General features: G+C 64.1%; 14 protein-coding genes and 1 pseudogene. 6 read left to right on the top strand and 9 right to left on the bottom strand.

The genetic code is table 11. The annotated features are described in order from the left end of the window. Nucleotides 1–21: 21 nt before the first annotated feature. The 4 genes and pseudogenes from CDV46_RS13425 to CDV46_RS13440 all read right to left on the bottom strand — a co-directional run bounded on the left by CDV46_RS13425 (nt 22) and on the right by CDV46_RS13440 (nt 4,851). The gene (locus CDV46_RS13425; protein ID WP_087723285.1) at nt 22–555 is read right to left on the bottom strand and encodes a DNA-deoxyinosine glycosylase; all 534 of its coding nucleotides are present in this window, start codon (nt 553–555) and stop codon (nt 22–24) included. Nucleotides 556–562: 7 nt separating this feature from the next. Further along, nucleotides 563–1,168 carry a chorismate--pyruvate lyase family protein gene (locus CDV46_RS13430; protein ID WP_087722980.1) on the bottom strand — a complete coding sequence of 202 codons (606 nt, stop codon included), beginning with the start codon at nt 1,166–1,168 and terminating at the stop codon, nt 563–565. A 163-nt stretch (nt 1,169–1,331) separates the two neighbouring features. Beyond that, nucleotides 1,332–3,218, bottom strand: coding sequence for a molecular chaperone HtpG (gene htpG / locus CDV46_RS13435; RefSeq protein ID WP_087688249.1), 1,887 nt, complete (start codon nt 3,216–3,218; stop codon nt 1,332–1,334). A gap of 204 nt (nt 3,219–3,422) precedes the next feature. Further along, nucleotides 3,423–4,851 (bottom strand): annotated as a pseudogene (locus CDV46_RS13440) (aminotransferase-like domain-containing protein). Nucleotides 4,852–5,128: 277 nt separating this feature from the next. Between CDV46_RS13440 and CDV46_RS13445 the strand changes: the two are divergent. The 5 genes from CDV46_RS13445 (at nt 5,129) to CDV46_RS13465 (ending at nt 9,169) form a co-directional block, all read left to right on the top strand. Further along, nucleotides 5,129–5,467, top strand: a complete 339-nt coding sequence (locus CDV46_RS13445) for a DUF2917 domain-containing protein (protein WP_087722982.1) — start codon at nt 5,129–5,131, stop codon at nt 5,465–5,467. Between the two features lie 107 nt (nt 5,468–5,574). Beyond that, complete coding sequence (locus CDV46_RS13450) at nt 5,575–6,276, top strand: VOC family protein (RefSeq protein WP_087722984.1); 702 nt, start codon at nt 5,575–5,577, stop codon at nt 6,274–6,276. 121 nt (nt 6,277–6,397) lie between these two features. Beyond that, a complete protein-coding gene (locus tag CDV46_RS13455) occupies nt 6,398–7,294 on the top strand; it encodes a DMT family transporter (protein ID WP_058379440.1) in 897 nt (298 codons plus the stop codon). 169 nt (nt 7,295–7,463) lie between these two features. Then, nucleotides 7,464–8,654 (top strand): aminotransferase-like domain-containing protein, encoded by a 1,191-nt coding sequence (locus CDV46_RS13460; RefSeq protein ID WP_087723287.1) that lies wholly within the window; start codon nt 7,464–7,466, stop codon nt 8,652–8,654. Between the two features lie 59 nt (nt 8,655–8,713). Further along, nucleotides 8,714–9,169, top strand: coding sequence for a RidA family protein (locus tag CDV46_RS13465; protein ID WP_087688253.1), 456 nt, complete (start codon nt 8,714–8,716; stop codon nt 9,167–9,169). Nucleotides 9,170–9,272: 103 nt separating this feature from the next. On the opposite strand, the gene CDV46_RS13470 is transcribed toward CDV46_RS13465, so the two are convergent. Then, nucleotides 9,273–10,538 carry an MFS transporter gene (locus CDV46_RS13470; protein WP_087722986.1) on the bottom strand — a complete coding sequence of 422 codons (1,266 nt, stop codon included), beginning with the start codon at nt 10,536–10,538 and terminating at the stop codon, nt 9,273–9,275. A 122-nt stretch (nt 10,539–10,660) separates the two neighbouring features. Here CDV46_RS13470 and CDV46_RS13475 point away from each other — a divergent pair, with 122 nt between their 5' ends. Further along, complete coding sequence (locus CDV46_RS13475; protein WP_087722989.1) at nt 10,661–11,608, top strand: LysR substrate-binding domain-containing protein; 948 nt, start codon at nt 10,661–10,663, stop codon at nt 11,606–11,608. On the opposite strand, the gene CDV46_RS13480 is transcribed toward CDV46_RS13475, so the two are convergent. The 4 genes from CDV46_RS13480 to CDV46_RS13495 form a co-directional block, all read right to left on the bottom strand. Then, nucleotides 11,577–12,029 (bottom strand): CopD family protein, encoded by a 453-nt coding sequence (locus CDV46_RS13480; protein WP_058379444.1) that lies wholly within the window; start codon nt 12,027–12,029, stop codon nt 11,577–11,579. The two genes, CDV46_RS13475 and CDV46_RS13480, sit on opposite strands and share 32 nt — an antisense overlap. 12 nt (nt 12,030–12,041) lie before the next feature. Beyond that, the gene (parC, locus tag CDV46_RS13485; RefSeq protein ID WP_087722992.1) at nt 12,042–14,378 is read right to left on the bottom strand and encodes a DNA topoisomerase IV subunit A; all 2,337 of its coding nucleotides are present in this window, start codon (nt 14,376–14,378) and stop codon (nt 12,042–12,044) included. 177 nt (nt 14,379–14,555) lie between these two features. Continuing rightward, on the bottom strand, nt 14,556–15,398 hold the full coding sequence (locus tag CDV46_RS13490) for a lytic transglycosylase domain-containing protein (RefSeq protein WP_249277515.1): 843 nt from the start codon (nt 15,396–15,398) through the stop codon (nt 14,556–14,558). A 94-nt stretch (nt 15,399–15,492) separates the two neighbouring features. Beyond that, the gene (locus tag CDV46_RS13495; protein ID WP_176399077.1) at nt 15,493–15,945 is read right to left on the bottom strand and encodes a DUF4399 domain-containing protein; all 453 of its coding nucleotides are present in this window, start codon (nt 15,943–15,945) and stop codon (nt 15,493–15,495) included. Nucleotides 15,946–15,989 lie beyond the last annotated feature (44 nt).

Consider the following 15,989-nt stretch of genomic DNA (forward strand, 5'->3'; position numbering starts at 1 on the left):
CTTCCCGCGTCCGCGACTTCGTTATGCGATGTCGAGCCAATCGCGCAGTGCGAGCCACGCATCGCACTTGGTCGCATAGGGAATCGTGTAAGCCGGGCTGCTGGACGGCAGCAACACGACGGGTATCGTGACGCCGCCTTGCGCCAGTGCGCGCTGGCCGATGCGCCCCGCCGTACCGCCGTTGAACGCCACCGCGCGCAGCGATGGCAACGTGGCGATCAACCCAGCCAGATCGCTGCCCGCATGCAGACGGATATTGCTGTCGAGGCTGCCTTCGCGACGCGCTTCGGCCACCACGTCCCATAGCCCGATGCCATGCGAGCGCACCATATCGAGCCGCGCCGCATAGTCGAGCGTGGGCAACGGCTTGCCGATCACTTCCCCCACCAGATGCCAGAAACGGTTTTGCGGGTGCGCATAGTACTGCTGGTGCGCGAGCGACACTTCACCGGGCAGGCTGCCGAGGATCAGGACGCGCGTGTTCGCGTCCACCACGGGCGGGAAATTGCGCTTGAGATCGGGTGAATCGGATGGATCGGCTGGCTTGGCAGTCATGAAGTGCTCAGACGGCGGCGTGTGCGGGGCGCGCAAGTTGCGCCGCTTGCAGCCGGCGCCAGAATCGCGGCAAAAACGCTTCGGTGACGAGCAACGGTGCGCCATGCCGCAGAAACACCGACCGGCGCGCCCACAACCGCGCACGCGGCGTGAGGCCGATCAGCGGGTCACGGGCATCGTGCCGCGCCCGGGCGTGGAGCAGATGCCCCGGAGCCAGCGGCCGCGAGACGAGCACGGAGCGCGTCACCGTCGGGTCGTGATAGAGCAGGTCGGCCAACGGTCGCGTACGCAGGCGTCGCATCGCCTGCCAGACCGAGCGGCTATGCACCAGCGGCGTGACACTGTGCGCGACAACAACGGGTTCGTCGTCGATCAGCAGAATGACATCGCGCGCCCACATCGGCGTGCGCAACGGTACGCCGATCGCGCGGCATTGGTCGGCGTCGGCGGGCAACACGCGCTCGGCGACGACACGCACACTCACCCGGCCAAGTGCCGACAAGTGACGCGTGAGCGCCCCGCCCCGGGTCAACCAGTCCTTATGACGCCGCGAGAGCGCCGGCGACGGGACAGCCTGCCAGTGCCGCCCGCTTACATCGAATCGGAAAGTCATGGGTCGGAATTATAAGGGGCCGACGCCGGTGTGCGCTGCCCACCCGATGCGAAAGCGACCGTCACCTGCGCCCCTGAATGACAAAAAGCCCGGCATCTTCCGATACCGGGCTTTCCTTTCACGTCAACTTCCTGCGGCTGTCTGAAACGCCGAAATCAGCCGATTAGCGCGACGCCAGCAACAGCGCGTTGGTACGCTTCACGAACGCTGCCGGGTCTTCCAGATTGCCGCCTTCGGCGAGCATGGCCTGATCGAACAGCAGCTGCGTCCAGTCGGACAGATCGGCACTCTCGGCGCTCAGACGCTTGATCAGCGCGTGCTCCGGGTTGATCTCCAGAATCGGGCGGAATTCCGGCATCTTCTGCCCGGCCGCCTTCATCAGACGCTGCAACGTCCCGCTCATGTCCTGCTCGTCAGACACCAGGCACGACGGCGAATCGGTCAGACGGAAGGTCACGCGCACGTCCTTGGCCTTGTCGCCGAGCACGTCCTTCATCTTCTCGATGAGCGGCTTCAGTTCGTCGCCGGTCTTCTCTTGCGCGGCCTTTTCACCGGCGTCTTCCAGCGCACCCAGATCCAGATCGCCACGTGCCACGCTCACCAGCGCACGGCCATCGAAGTCGTGCAGATACGACAGCAGCCACTCGTCCACGCGATCGGTCAGCAGCAGCACTTCCACGCCCTTCTTGCGGAATACTTCCAGATGCGGGCTGTGGCTTGCGGCCACCCAGCTCTCGGCCGTGACGTAGTAAATCTTGTCCTGACCTTCCTTCATGCGGCCGATGTAGTCGGCCAGCGACACGTTCTGTTCCGCCGAATCGTTGTGCGTGCTGGCAAAGCGCAGCAGCTTGGCGATGCGCTCGCGGTTGGCGTGATCTTCGCCCACGCCTTCCTTGAGCACCTGACCGAACGCGCCCCAGAACTGCGTGTACTTGTCCTGCTGGTTCTCGGCCAGATCTTCGAGCAGGCCCAGCACGCGCTTGGCACAGCCTTCGCGAATGGCCTTCACGTCGCGGCTTTCCTGAAGGATTTCGCGCGACACGTTCAGTGGCAGGTCGGCCGAATCGACCACCCCGCGCACAAAGCGCAGGTAGTTCGGCAGCAGTTGCTCGGCGTCATCCATGATGAACACGCGCTTCACGTAGAGCTTGAGGCCGCCCTGCGAGTTGCGGTCCCACAGGTCGTACTGTGCATTGCCCGGAACGTAAAGCAGTTGCGTGTATTCGCTACGCCCTTCCACGCGGTTGTGCGTCCATGCGAGCGGGGCCTGCATGTCGTGCGCAATGTGCTGGTAGAACTGCGTGTACTGCTCGTCGGTGATCTCGCTCTTGCTGCGGGTCCACAGCGCGCTGGCCTGATTGACCGTCTCATCGGTCTCGGCCGGCACCATGGCTTGCTTCTCTTCGTCCCACGTCTCGCCGCGCATGACGATCGGCAGCGAGATGTGATCGGAATACTTGCGAATGATCGATTGCAGTTGCCACGACGACAGCAACTCGTCTTCGCCTTCGCGCAGATGCAGCGTGATGGCCGTGCCGCGCGGGGCACGTTCGATGGTCTCGACCGAGAAATCGCCCTCGCCGGCCGACGACCAGCGCACGCCTTCCGAGGCGGGCAGGCCCGCGCGGCGTGACTCGACCGTCATGCGATCGGCGACGATAAAGCCCGAGTAGAAGCCCACGCCGAACTGGCCGATGAGCGCGGCATCCTTCTGCTGGTCGCCCGACAGGCGCGAGAAGAATTCCTTGGTGCCCGACTTGGCGATCGTACCGAGATGGGCGATGGCCTCATCGCGGCTCATGCCGATGCCGTTGTCTTCGATAGTGAGGGTGCGGGCGTCCTTGTCGAACGACACGCGAATCTTGAGTTCCGGGTCCTGCTCGTACAGCGCCGCGTCGTTGATCGCTTCGAAGCGCAGCTTATCGGCGGCGTCCGAGGCGTTGGAGATCAATTCGCGCAGGAAGATTTCCTTGTTGCTATACAACGAATGAATCATCAGTTGCAGAAGTTGCTTAACTTCTGCCTGAAAGCTCATGGTTTCTTGCGCCATGGTCGAGAACCCTCGTGAAACGGTGAGATGAATGGATAGTCGTCGCGGTCCGCGGCCCGGCGCACTTGCGCGCGCGCTGCCAGTTTCGCGGTACCGCTCGGAACATAGGGACGGCCGGCCCTCATTTCAAGGCCGGCAGGAGGGTTATTTTGCGGCGATTTGTGCGAAGTTGGCTGAATTTGCGGCGCAGTGGGCAAAAGCCCATCAGGCCGCCCGCTCCAGTTGCCGCGACAGGAACGCCAGCATCGACGGGTCGCTGGAGCAGGCCACGTTCATCCGCATCCACGTGCTCGGTGCCTGACGCGGCGAGAACAACGCGCCCGGGGCAAACAGAAAGCCGGCCTCGTGACCCGCTGCCGCCACGGCACTCGTGTCGACGCCGGTATCCGCCCAGAAGAACATGCCGGAGGTCGGGTCGCCAAACATGCGCAGGCCGATGTGTTCGAGACGCCGCCGCGCACCGTCGCGCACCTCGTCGAGCCGCGAACGCAGACGCTCGACGTGCCGCCGGTAGTGCCCCTCGGTCAGCGCCTTGTACACGATGCGCTCGTTGATCTCTGGCGTGGTCGATCCGGCAAGCATCTTGTGATCGACAAACGTCTTCGCCAGCTCGGGCGAGCACGCGATGTACGCCACCCGCAGATTGGCCGCGAGCGTCTTCGAAAAGCTGCCCAGATAGACCACGCGCTTGAGTTGATCGAGACTCGCCAGCCGTGCCACTTGCTGGTGCGGCGGGCACAGATCGCAGTAGATATCGTCTTCCAGCACCATGAAATCGTACTGCTCGGCGAGCCGCAGAATCTGGAACGCACGCGCCGGCGTCAGCGACGTGCCGGTAGGGTTCTGCAAGATCGAATTGATGATGAGCAGCTTGGGGCGATGCTGCTGCACGAGACGCTCCAGCGCCTGCACATCGATCCCTTCCGGCGTATAGGGCACGCCGATCGGCGTCACGCCTTGCGAGGCAATCCGTCCGAACATCACGAACCACGCCGGGTCGCCCACGAGTACCGTGTCGCCGGTACGCACGTACAGCTTCAACAGGAAATCCACCGCCTGCGTAATGCCTGACGTCAGCACGATCTGATCAGGACGCGCGCCAATCTCAAGCTCCGCGAGTTGCGTTTGAAGCTGCACACGCAGCGGCAAAAAACCATGCGGATTGCCGGCCTGCAACAAGTACATCGTCGACTGGCGGCTCATCGAGCGCATGGCCGACGTCATCATGTCGGCATCGAGCAGACTCGGCGGCAGATACCCCATACCGGGCCCGCGCTCGGGGGCCACGGTGTGCAGCATGTTGCGCACGAGCCAAGGCACATCGATCGGCCCCTTCGCCACCATCGGCGCGGCCGCGAGCTGTTGCGGCATCATCGGCCGCTCGCGCACGTAGAAACCGGAGCCGCGACGCGCTTCGAGATACCCCTGCGCGACCAGCCGCTCATAGGCTTCCACCACCGAGAAGCGCGACACGTGCTTGTCTTCCGCCAGCGAGCGGATCGACGGCATGCGCATGCCGGGCAAAAAACACCCGCTCTTCGATTCGCAGGCTCGCCCAATGCACGAGTTGGTCGACGAGTGTCATGCGCGCGGTGTCCAGCGCGGCGTTGTCCGCCAGCGCCAGCGGAGAAATGCGGTTTGTTGTCATCGTCTATCCACCTTGTCGGGAGGGCTGGCGTCGCCGGTTGTGCCGGTGCCAGCGCTTGCGAGGCAGGAGGGTGTTTGCCCCGCGCGTGGACGGTTGACCACCGTCTGCGGGGAAAGTGTCTGCCTCGCATCACTCATGGCACGCCACTCTACGCTAGCCAATTTCCCTGTCAATCCCGAACTGTACAGTCAATTATCTGAATATCTGTACCGGTACTGTACCGGAGTTAACCGATAAAGTGTCCTCTCAACTGGAGACCGCTATGCGTGAAATCCGACTCTTCGAGCTGGACGGGGGCCAAACCGTGTTCTGGCAGAACGAAACGCCGCAATCGCTGCAAGTGTTGCAGGGACTGCTTTGGCTGACAGTGGAAGGCGAGAGCGTCGACCATTGGCTGCGTGCCGGCGAGAGCTTCGAGATGCGCGCTGGTCAACGAATCTGGCTGGGCACTTGGAAAGACGGTGCCCGCCTGCGTGTGAGCCAGCCGACGATGTCGCTGAGCGCGCTGCCGGGACGCCCCACTGCGCGCCGCTTCGGCTGGCGCTTGCTGTGGCGCGACGCGGCGGCACGCGTCACCGGCCGCATGCTGTCGCGCAGCTGATTGACCGGGTTCACGCTGCATGAGCGCCCGCGCGGAGTAAGCTTACGGTTTTGCCACGCAACGCACTGCGCGCACCCGCTGCGCCAACGCCCGAGTCGAACCAGAACATGACCGCATCGCACGCTGCCCATTACAACGCCTTGAAACTCGACCATCTGGTCGTGGCTGCCGAAACACTCGACGCCGGTGAAGCCCACGTCATCGAACAACTGGGCCTGACCGAGATCGTGCCGCAGCGCGGCGGCAAGCATGCGCGCATGGGCACGCACAACAGCCTGCTCGGCCTGTGGGGCGGTGTGTATCTGGAAATCATTGCCATCGACCCGGACGCTCCCGCACCCGAGCGCGCGCGCTGGTTCGGTCTTGACGACGAGGCGGTGCGTACGCGTCTGGCACGTGGCCCGTATCTGGCCCATTGGGTGGCACGCGTTGAGCGTCCGCGCTCGCTGCCGCGCTGGCAATCGCAGTATCCGCAGCGGCTGGCACCGGTCATCGCCATGCAGCGCGGCGCGTTGACGTGGCAGATCGGCGTGCCGGACGACGGAAGCCTGCCCTCGTGGCAAGGCGCCGGTCAGGGACTGCTGCCCACGCTGATCCAGTGGGACACCCCACAGCACCCCGCCGACGCCCTGCCCGAGACGGGTTGCGCTGTCACCCTGCTGCGCGGCTTCCATCCGCAGGCGACGACCGTTGCCGATCAACTGGAATGGCTCGGTGCGGCGGGTCTCGTGAATGTGGAAGCCACGCTGGTCGAGCCGACACTGGTCGCCGAATTTGAAACCCCGAACGGTCCGCGCACGCTTCGTTAAGACAAATCAGACGATTTCAACGACTGACACGCGTGCGCACAGGTTCGAACTGAACCTATCGAACGCCCGGCACAACGCATGGCGGGCGGTACCCCAGAAAGAGACACAAAGAGGCGACACCATGAATTCGCGCGAATCACGGGGCATGCTGATCGGACTGATCGGCGTGCTCATCTTCAGCCTGACCTTGCCGATGACGCGCATCGTCGTGGCCGAAGTCAACCCGCTGCTCAACGGTCTGGGCCGCGCGCTCGTGGCCGCCGTGTTCGCGGGTGCGCTGCTGTGGTGGCGTCGCGAGCCGTGGCCGACCAAGCGTCAATTGAAGAGTCTCGCGATCACCTCGCTGGGCGTGATCGTGGCGTTTCCGGTGTTCTCCGCGTGGGCCATGAAGACGATCCCCGCCTCGCACGGCGCCGTCGTCAATGGCCTGCAACCGTTCTTCGTGGCGATCTACGCCTATTGGCTGGGCGGTGAGCGCCCGTCGCGCGGCTTCTGGGTCTTCGCGCTGCTCGGCAGTGCACTCGTCATCGCCTTCGCCCTGCGCGCCGGCGGCGGCACACTGCACGCCGCTGACGGCCTCATGCTGCTCGCCGTGATCATCGGCGCGCTCGGTTATGCCGAAGGCGGCAAGCTGGCCCGCGAGATGGGTGGCTGGCAGGTGATCTGCTGGGCGCTGGTGGTCTGCGCCCCCGTGCTGGCACTGCCCGTCGGCTGGCTCGCGTGGCAGCAGCCGTGGCCGGTGAGCGGCCGCGCGTGGGGCGCCTTCGCCTACGTCACCCTGTTCTCGCAGTTCATCGGCTTTTTCGCGTGGTATGCGGGTCTCGCCATGGGCGGAATCGCGCGCGTGGGCCAAGTACAATTGCTTCAGATTTTCTTCACGATTGCGCTGTCCGCCCTCTTTTTCGGCGAACAGGTCGACACCGCGACATGGCTCTTCGCTGCCGGCGTCGTCCTGACCATTGCACTCGGCAAGAACATGAAGATCGGCGCCTCGCGACTCACGGGCAAACCGGTCTGAAGGCGATGTCCGGCGCGCGCGACCCCTGCGCCGGACACCGCTTACCCCCAAGGCGATGCCTCATGCCGCTAAGCGACCGGCATCCGCACCGCCTGACACTTGCGGCCTTTCCGACCGACACCCCGCCATGTTGACGGCCGGTCAGCCGCCTTACCCAAGCGAGACCATCATGCATGATTGGCAATATTCCGAACGTGCCCGCAACCTGACCAGCTCGGCGATCCGCGAAATTCTGAAGGTCACCGAACGCCCCGATGTCATTTCGTTCGCTGGCGGCCTGCCCTCGCCCGCCACGTTCCCCGTCGCCGAAATGCGCGCCGCCGCCGAGCGCGTACTGACCGAGTCGCCGCAAGCCGCGCTGCAATACAGCGCCACCGAAGGCTTCGCCCCGCTGCGCGAGTGGATCGCGAAGCGCTACTCGCGCGATGGCCATACGGTCACGCCCGACAACGTCCTCATCACCACCGGCTCGCAGCAAGGCCTCGACCTGATCGGCAAGATCTTCATCGACGAAGGCAGCCGCGTGATTGTCGAAGCCCCGAGCTATCTGGGCGCGCTGCAATCGTTCTCGCTGTTTGCGCCCACCTACGTGTCGGTGCCCACCGACGACCACGGCCTGCTGCCGGAAGCGCTTACGCCCGAAGTGGTGCGCGGCGCACGCTTCCTGTACGCGATGCCGAACTTCCAGAACCCGACCGGACGCCGCCTGCCGATGGCGCGGCGTGAAGCGCTGGCGGCCGTCGCGAAACGCGAGGGGCTCGCCATCATCGAAGACGATCCGTACGGCGAGCTCGACTACGAAGGCCAGCGTCTGCCGAGCCTCATGTCGCTGGCGCCCGATCACGTGCTCTACATGGGCTCGTTCTCGAAAGTACTGGCCCCGGGGCTCCGCCTGGGCTTCATCATCGGACCGAAGCCCGTCATCGCCAAGCTCGTGCAGGCCAAGCAAGCGGCCGACCTGCACACGCCGAGCGTGACGCAGCGCATCGCCTACGAGGTGGTCAAGGACGGCTTTCTCGAGACGCACATCCCGTCGATCCGCACGCTTTATGCGGCGCAGGCCAAGGCGATGCTTGCGTCGCTGGAGAAGCACATGCCGAAGGACGCCACGTGGACCACACCCGCCGGTGGCATGTTCATCTGGTTGACATTGCCCGCCGGCATCGACACCATGCAGTTGCTGGAAAAAGCGATCGCGCAGAATGTGGCGTTCGTGCCGGGTGCCCCGTTCTACGTCGGCACACCGCAGTCGAACACGTTGCGCCTGTCGTTCGTGACGGTGCCGCCCGAGAAAATCGAAGTGGGCGTCTCACGTCTGGGCGCACTGATCGCCGACGCATTGACGCGCCGCGCGGCCTGAGCTGGCTGCCGGGTCGATTTCAACGACTCTGTTTCAATGACTTTGCAAGGAAGCCGTACATGTCCGTCTACGACAAACTGAAGCAACTGGGTATCGAACTGCCGACCGCCGGCGCCCCCGCCGCCGCTTACGTGATGAGCGCGCAGACCGGCAACACCGTGTTCCTGTCGGGCCACCTGCCGAAGAAAGACGGCAAGATCTGGACCGGCAAGCTCGGCCACGACGTCAGCGTGGAAGATGGCAAGGCCGCCGCCCGCGCCGTGGCCATCGAACTGATCGCAACGCTGCACGCCCACACGGGTGATCTGAACAAGGTCAAGCGCGTCGTAAAGCTGATGAGCCTGGTGAACTCCACGCAGGAATTCACCGACCAGCATCTGGTCACCAACGGCGCGTCGGAACTGATTGCCGAAGTGTTCGGCGATGCCGGCAAGCACGCACGCTCGGCATTCGGCGTGGCGCAGATTCCGCTGGGCGCTTGCGTCGAGATCGAACTGATTGCCGAACTGGCCTAAGCCGGACAGAAGTCAGGCAGGCAATCAAGCAAGCAGGAAACAAAACAGGCACCCTCGGGTGCCTGTTTTGTTATGCGCTCGCGCTACGTCAGCGCCGAAGTCATCACACCGGCTTGGTATTCCCGTAAGCACGCCGCATGGCGATCGCCACGGCGAGCGAGATGACGACGGCAATGCTCAGCAACGCCACGACACCGTGCCAGCCGTGCGCACGCAGCATCACACCCGAGTAGCTGCCAAGCAGGCTCGAACCGATGTAGTAGAAGAACAGATACAGCGCCGAAGCAATCGCGCGTCCCTCGGTTGCGCGGCGCCCCACCCAGCTGCTGGCCACCGTGTGCGCGCCGAAAAAGCCGAACGTGAAGATCGCCAGACCGATCACGACACCGAGCACCTGCGGCGCCAGCATGACGATCAGCCCCACGAACGCCAGCGCGACCAGCGCCCAGAGCAAGCGGGCACGTCCCAGCCGGTCCGACAACGGCCCGGCGATGAACGAGCCCACCACGCCGATCAGATACATCGTGAAGATCGCGCCGATGGCGGCATGAGGCAACTGGAACGGCGCGGCAGCCAAATGGAAGCCGAGATAGTTGTACACGCTCACGAAGCTGCCCATCATCAGCCCCGCAAACAGATAGAGGCCGAGCAGCGCCGGGTCGGCCAGATGGCGACGGGCATGCCCGAGGGCCTCGCGCACCGTCATGTGACGCGGCGTGAAGCGACGCGAGTGCGGCAGGCTGCGGGCAAACTCCAGCCCCATCGCCAGACACACCAGACCGATCATCGCGACCGACACGCGCCACGAGAACAGATCGGCGACGAAGGCCGCCATCACACGGCCGGCCATGCCGCCAAGAATGTTGCCGCCGATATACAGCCCCATCGACATGCCCAGCGAGCGCTGATCGATCTCTTCGCTGAGATACGCCATCGCAATGGCCGGCAGGCCCGACAGCGCCAGCCCCTTGAGCGCCGCGAGAATCACGATGGTTTCGAAGTTGGTCGAAAACGCACTGGCAAGCGTCAGCACGGACGAACTGAGCAACGCGATCGTCATCATGCGTTTGCGGCTGACACGATCGGCGGCCACGCAGGTCACTAGCAGGCCGAGCGCCATCATCATCGTGGCAGCGGAGACCGACCAGCTCGCCTGCGCCGGCGTGATACCGAAGGTGGTGGTCAGCAACGGCAGCAGCGACTGCATGCAGTACAACTGGGCGAACGTCGAAAAGCCGCCGAAGAACAACGCGCGGCTGATGACTGCATATTCACGAGTGCCACGCGACACGCCAGCGGGCAGTTTGGGCGCAGCCGTCTGCGCCGCTGCGGCGCCGTGGGACAGAGGAAGGGAATTCGTAGAGGCCATGGTGCTGGCTTCCTCTTGGGGAGCCAATTCGGGAGGGGGTATAGGCCGATGATAGGTTTGCGCTTACCCCACGTCCAATATATATTTAAGCGTCGTTTCTATATATAAAACAGATCAATTCTATGGAACTGCGTCACCTTCGCTACTTCGTGACCGTCGCCGAAGAGCTGCACTTCAGCCGGGCAGCGGCAAGGCTCAACATCGGCCAGCCGCCGTTGTCGATGCAGATCCGGGCCTTGGAGGACGAACTCGGCGTCACGCTGTTCGAGCGCACGCAGCGGCGTGTCTTTTTGACGACGGCAGGCCGCACATTCCTCGTGCGGGCGCGGCAGATTCTGGCCGATGCGGATGCCGCGCGGCAGGAGGTGCAGCAAATTGCCGGGGTCGATGCGGGCGAGTTGCGGATTGCGTTCACCACGTCGGCACCGATGACCAATCTGATGAAACGAGTGCTGACCAGCTACCGCCAGCAATACCCGCGCGTGACGCTCACGCTGAGCGAATCGCCCTCCGAGCGGCAACTCGATGCATTGGGTGAGCGCACGCTGGACATCGGGCTGCTACGCCGCGCCGACGACGCCGCCGGGGTGTCCGGGCTCAGTTTCGAGACGCTGGTGGACGAAGCGCTGCTGGTGGTGATGCATCAGGGACATGCGCTGGCGGGACGCGCGCAAATTTCGATGGCCGATCTGGCCGGCGAACCGTTCATCATGCATCCGCCCGATGTGGGCACGGCCGTCGACGGCAAGATACGCCAGATGTGCGAACGCGCGGGTTTCACGCCGCGCGTTGTGCAGGAAGCGCGTGAGTCGACGACCATCGTCGCGCTCGCGGCCAGCGGCCTCGGCGTGGCGGTGTTACCCGCCGCCGTGCGCTGTATTCAGATTGAAGGGGCGCGCTTCATGGACCTGGCCGAAGCCGATGCCCGCACGCCCCTGCTGCTCGCCAAGCGTCGCGACGATGCAAGCCCGTTAGTGCAGGCGTTCGTCGCGATGTGCCACGACGTGGCAGGCGCTCAGGCGAAGCAAGGTGAGACGCTCACCCGCGCAGCGACGCCGCCAGGCCGATGACGACCACGCCGAGCACGAGATTGAGAATCACGAGCCGGCGCACACCATTGACCGCCGCTGCGCCATCGGGCCACGACTGCGCCTGCACGGCACGTTGCAGACGCGGAAACAGCGCAAAGCGGATGTGGCCGTAGACCAGCATCATCAGCACGCCGATACCCGCCATGGCATGCACCGGCCAGCGGGCATGCAGCCCGCCCATGCCGAGCATCATGTGTCCGCCCGAGAGCAGGATCACCACGATGGCGACGCCCACCCACGTCAGAAACTTCGAGAGCGCCGCCTCCCATAACGGCAGGCGCTGCTGTGGCGGCAGGTCCAGCGACGCCGGACGCAGACACGCCAGCGCGAAGAACATGCCGCCGACCCACACGACAACGCTCACCAAATGCAGGAACAGACTGAAGGCATAAACGCTCATAGGTGACTCCCGTCAGGATGCCGAAGGCGCGGCCGGCAACACCGGCTCCAGCGAGCGCGCCGTAAAGGTCGAGAATTTCACCGCCGGCGCACGGCCCTTGCGGGCGCGCTTGCCGATGTTCGGCGCGAGCGCAGCACCCGAGAGCGTCTCGGACTGCGTCTTACCACCCCGTACCAACCCGTGAACGGTCACGCCGGCCTCGCTGATCGGCACCGCCGACACCAGCGTCTGCTTGGCATCGAGACCGATCAACGTGACGCCACGGCCACCGCCCGAGAGCGACTTCATTTCGTCCATGCCGAACACCAGCAGGCGGCCATCGCTCGACAGACACGCGACGGCGCTTGCCCCCGCGAAGATCGGCGTCGGCGCCAGCGGTTCGGCCCCTTCGTCGATCGTCATGAACGATTTACCCGCCTTCAGACGGCTCACCATATCGCCCAGCTTCGTCGAGAATCCGAAGCCGTTGGTGGTCGCGAGCAGCAGTTGCTGGTCAGCCGATGCGGCGTAGTAGTGCAGCAGACGCGAACCCGATTCGAGTTCGATCAGCGAGGTCAGCGGCACACCGTCGCCACGACCGCCCGGCAACTGCGCGACTGCCACGGAATACACGCGGCCGTTGCTGCCCCACGCGATAAACGGGTCGACCGTGCGGCATTCGAAGGTGCCGTAAAGCGAGTCGCCCTGCTTGAACGTAAAGCCCTGCGCATCGAGCCCGTGGCCCTTGAGCGCACGCACCCAGCCCTTGGCCGACACCACGACCGTCACCGGCTCGTCGACGACACGGGCCTCGGCCACGGCACGTTTTTCTTCCTGAATCAGCGTGCGGCGATCGTCGCCGAACTGCTTCGCGTCGGTTTCGATTTCCTTGATGATCAGGCGCTTCATCGTGCTGTCGTTGGCCAGCAGCTCTTCGAGCTTCGCCTTCTCGTCGCGCAACGACGCGAGTTCCTGTTCGATCTTGATCGATTCCATGCGCGCCAACTGGCGCAGCCGGATTTCGAGAATGTCGTCCGCCTGACGCTCGCTCAGTTTGAACGCGCTCATCAGCGCCGACTTCGGTTCATCCGCCTCGCGAATGATCTGGATGACCTCGTCGATATTCAGGAAGACAATCATGCGGCCTTCGAGAATATGGATGCGGTCGTCCACCTTGTTCAGGCGATGGCGCGAGCGGCGCGTGACCGTCTCGAAACGGAAGCCGATCCACTCGGTAATGATGTCGCGCAGCGACTTCTGTCCCGGGCGGCCATCGGCGCCGACCATCACCAGATTGACCGATGCGCTCGACTCCAGGCTCGTGTGCGCGAGCAGCATCGTGATGAATTCCTGCTGGTCGATGCGGCTCGACTTCGGCTCGAACACCAGTCGCACCGGCGCGTCCTTGCCCGACTCGTCGCGCACGGTATCGAGCATCGCGAGCACCGACTGCTTGAGCGTTTGCTGTTCGGGCGTAAGCGACTTCTTGCCGAGCTTGACCTTCGGGTTGGTGATTTCCTCGATTTCTTCGAGCACCTTCTGACCCGACGTGTTCGGCGGCAATTCGTACACCACCGCCTGCCACTGGCCGCGCGCCATCTCTTCGATTTTCCAGCGCGCACGCACCTTGAGGCTGCCGCGTCCGCTGTCGTAGGCCGCGCGAATTTCCGCCGGGCTGGAGATCAGTTGACCGCCGCCGGGGAAGTCCGGGCCCTGCACATGGGTCATCAGCTCGGCGTCGTCGAGCTTGGGGTTACGAATCAGCGCGACCGCGGCCGAAGCCACTTCGCGCAGATTGTGCGACGGAATTTCCGTTGCCAAGCCCACGGCAATACCCGACGCGCCATTGAGCAGCACGAACGGCAGACGTGCCGGCAACAGACGCGGCTCTTCGGTCGAGCCGTCATAGTTCGGCACGAAATCGACCGTACCGGCATCGATCTCGTCGAGCAGCAGTCGCGCGATCGGCGTCAGGCGCGCTTCGGTGTATCGCATCGCGGCGGCACCGTCGCCGTCGCGCGAACCGAAGTTGCCCTGCCCGTCGATAAGCGGGTAGCGCATCGAGAAATTCTGTGCAAGGCGCACCAGTGCGTCGTACGCGGACTGGTCGCCATGCGGGTGAAATTTACCGAGCACGTCGCCGACCACGCGGGCCGACTTCACGGGCTTGGCATCGGAGGCAAGGCCCATCTCGTTCATCGCGAACAGGATGCGGCGTTGTACCGGCTTCTGACCGTCGCACACATCCGGCAGTGCGCGGCCTTTAACCACGCTAATCGCGTAGTCGAGATAGGCACGTTCGGCATAGTTGCCGAGCGTCAGCGTGTCGTCATCGGACGGCGTTGAAAAGAGATCTTCTACTTGTTCCATAAAACCTGTGGGTTTGCTGCGAACGTTTGGCGAGAGTTCGGTTACACGTTGACGCCAGATAATACCAAGCTCACTGGTACATTTCGGCAAAAACACTGCCGAATGACAAAGCGGACCTGCGAATTAGGTGAAATTGAGTGAAGCGGGTGTGTCAGGACAGCCGGGTGATGAACGACATCAATCCGTCGTCGGCACCGACGGCAGCACTGGCGCCGGCAACTGCGCGTTAGGCAGCGTCGCGGGCACGACGGGCAGGCCCTGCGGCGCGCCCAAAATGACGTGAATCCGGCCATTGCGCGAGCCGCTGATATTGGCGTGCCCGCCCGGCACCCCGGTCTTCAGCGTGCCGCCGCCCGACGCTGGTGCGTCCGGGTTGAAGCGCCGATAAAGTTCGAGCACGGCTGCCACGTAACTCTGCGTCTCCGCGTACGGCGGAATCTGATCGGCATGCCTTGCAACGGCGCCCTCGCCCGCGTTGTACGACGCGAGGACCAGTTCAAGACGATCGGGATAGCGCGCCTGTAGATCACGCAAGTAACGCGCCCCCGTCAACACGTTCGTTCGCGGATCGGTGAGCTTGTCCGCGACCGTCCGGCGGGCATCGGCACGTACGCCGTAGCGCTCGCCCGTCGCGGGCAACACCTGCATAAGTCCGACGGCCCCCTTGGGCGACACCGCATCGCTGTCAAAGCCCGATTCGGCCGCAATCACAGCCTTGAGCAACGCCGCGTCGACATGAAAACGATCCGCCGCCTGCGCGATGACCGGCGCGAGCTTACGCAAGTTGGGATGACGCGCGAGGGCGTCGTAGAGGCGCGAGCGGTCTGCACCACTCACGAGTCCGGTCTGGGCTTCACCCTGTGCAATGCGCAGATCGGCATTGGCACCGGAGCTCACGACGAGACGAAAGCGCGCATCGAGTTTGCGTGCGGCCAGATGCGCCACACCGTTCTCATCCACGTAGCCGTACAGATCGGCGTGAGCAAGCGGCGCCGCCGTCAGCAGCAGTGCTGCCAGCACACGCCCTGCGATCGGCCGCAGAGAGAACCATCGGCGCACGGCGTTGACACTGGGAATCCCCCGGAGTGTCAAGCGGTGCGCCATCGAGCGAAAACTATTGTTGACCTTTGACATGCACCTTGATTGTCTGGCTCATCGCCGGACCATACGACTGGTGCGCCCCGTTGGCGAATTGCATCGTCAACACGTGATCGCCGGGCGTCAGATTGACAGTCGTCTCGGTCTGGCCTTTGCCGAAGTGCAGGTGCGAGTCGTCAGTCGGCACAACCTGACCTGCGGGAACCGGATCGCCGTCGATGATGAGGTGGTGGTGGCCGGTGTTAGGCGACATGTCACCCGCCGGCTTGATCGCCATCCCCTCGACGCCGAACTTGACCACGACCGGGTTGGTCACCGTCGCACCATCCTTCGGCGCGACAAAGAAGACACGCGCGCCCGGTGCCGGCTGGACCGGCTGGGTGGACTGTGCAGAAGCCGCGGCGCTGGCGCCGAGAAGCAACATCGGCACGGCAATGTGACGCACGCTGAAACGCATAGAACGCAACATAACGTGACTCCCGGTATGGGTGAAAGGTGGATTATCCCACTATG

This window comes from Pandoraea sp. PE-S2T-3, from assembly GCF_002179965.1.
Lineage (GTDB): Bacteria > Pseudomonadota > Gammaproteobacteria > Burkholderiales > Burkholderiaceae > Pandoraea.

Bases quoted from the DNA above. Each gene is read 5' to 3' on its own strand.
- CDV46_RS13450 (WP_087722984.1), top strand. From the start codon at position 5,575: ATGACCGCATCGCACGCTGCCCATTACAACGCCTTGAAACTCGACCAT.
- CDV46_RS13465 (WP_087688253.1), top strand. From the start codon at position 8,714: ATGTCCGTCTACGACAAACTGAAGCAACTGGGTATCGAACTGCCGACC.
- parC (WP_087722992.1), bottom strand. From the start codon at position 14,378: ATGGAACAAGTAGAAGATCTCTTTTCAACGCCGTCCGATGACGACACG.
- CDV46_RS13480 (WP_058379444.1), bottom strand. From the start codon at position 12,029: ATGAGCGTTTATGCCTTCAGTCTGTTCCTGCATTTGGTGAGCGTTGTC.
- CDV46_RS13425 (WP_087723285.1), bottom strand. From the start codon at position 555: ATGACTGCCAAGCCAGCCGATCCATCCGATTCACCCGATCTCAAGCGC.
- CDV46_RS13430 (WP_087722980.1), bottom strand. From the start codon at position 1,168: ATGACTTTCCGATTCGATGTAAGCGGGCGGCACTGGCAGGCTGTCCCG.
- CDV46_RS13470 (WP_087722986.1), bottom strand. From the start codon at position 10,538: ATGGCCTCTACGAATTCCCTTCCTCTGTCCCACGGCGCCGCAGCGGCG.
- CDV46_RS13445 (WP_087722982.1), top strand. From the start codon at position 5,129: ATGCGTGAAATCCGACTCTTCGAGCTGGACGGGGGCCAAACCGTGTTC.
- CDV46_RS13475 (WP_087722989.1), top strand. From the start codon at position 10,661: ATGGAACTGCGTCACCTTCGCTACTTCGTGACCGTCGCCGAAGAGCTG.
- htpG (WP_087688249.1), bottom strand. From the start codon at position 3,218: ATGGCGCAAGAAACCATGAGCTTTCAGGCAGAAGTTAAGCAACTTCTG.
- CDV46_RS13460 (WP_087723287.1), top strand. From the start codon at position 7,464: ATGCATGATTGGCAATATTCCGAACGTGCCCGCAACCTGACCAGCTCG.
- CDV46_RS13495 (WP_176399077.1), bottom strand. From the start codon at position 15,945: ATGTTGCGTTCTATGCGTTTCAGCGTGCGTCACATTGCCGTGCCGATG.
- CDV46_RS13455 (WP_058379440.1), top strand. From the start codon at position 6,398: ATGAATTCGCGCGAATCACGGGGCATGCTGATCGGACTGATCGGCGTG.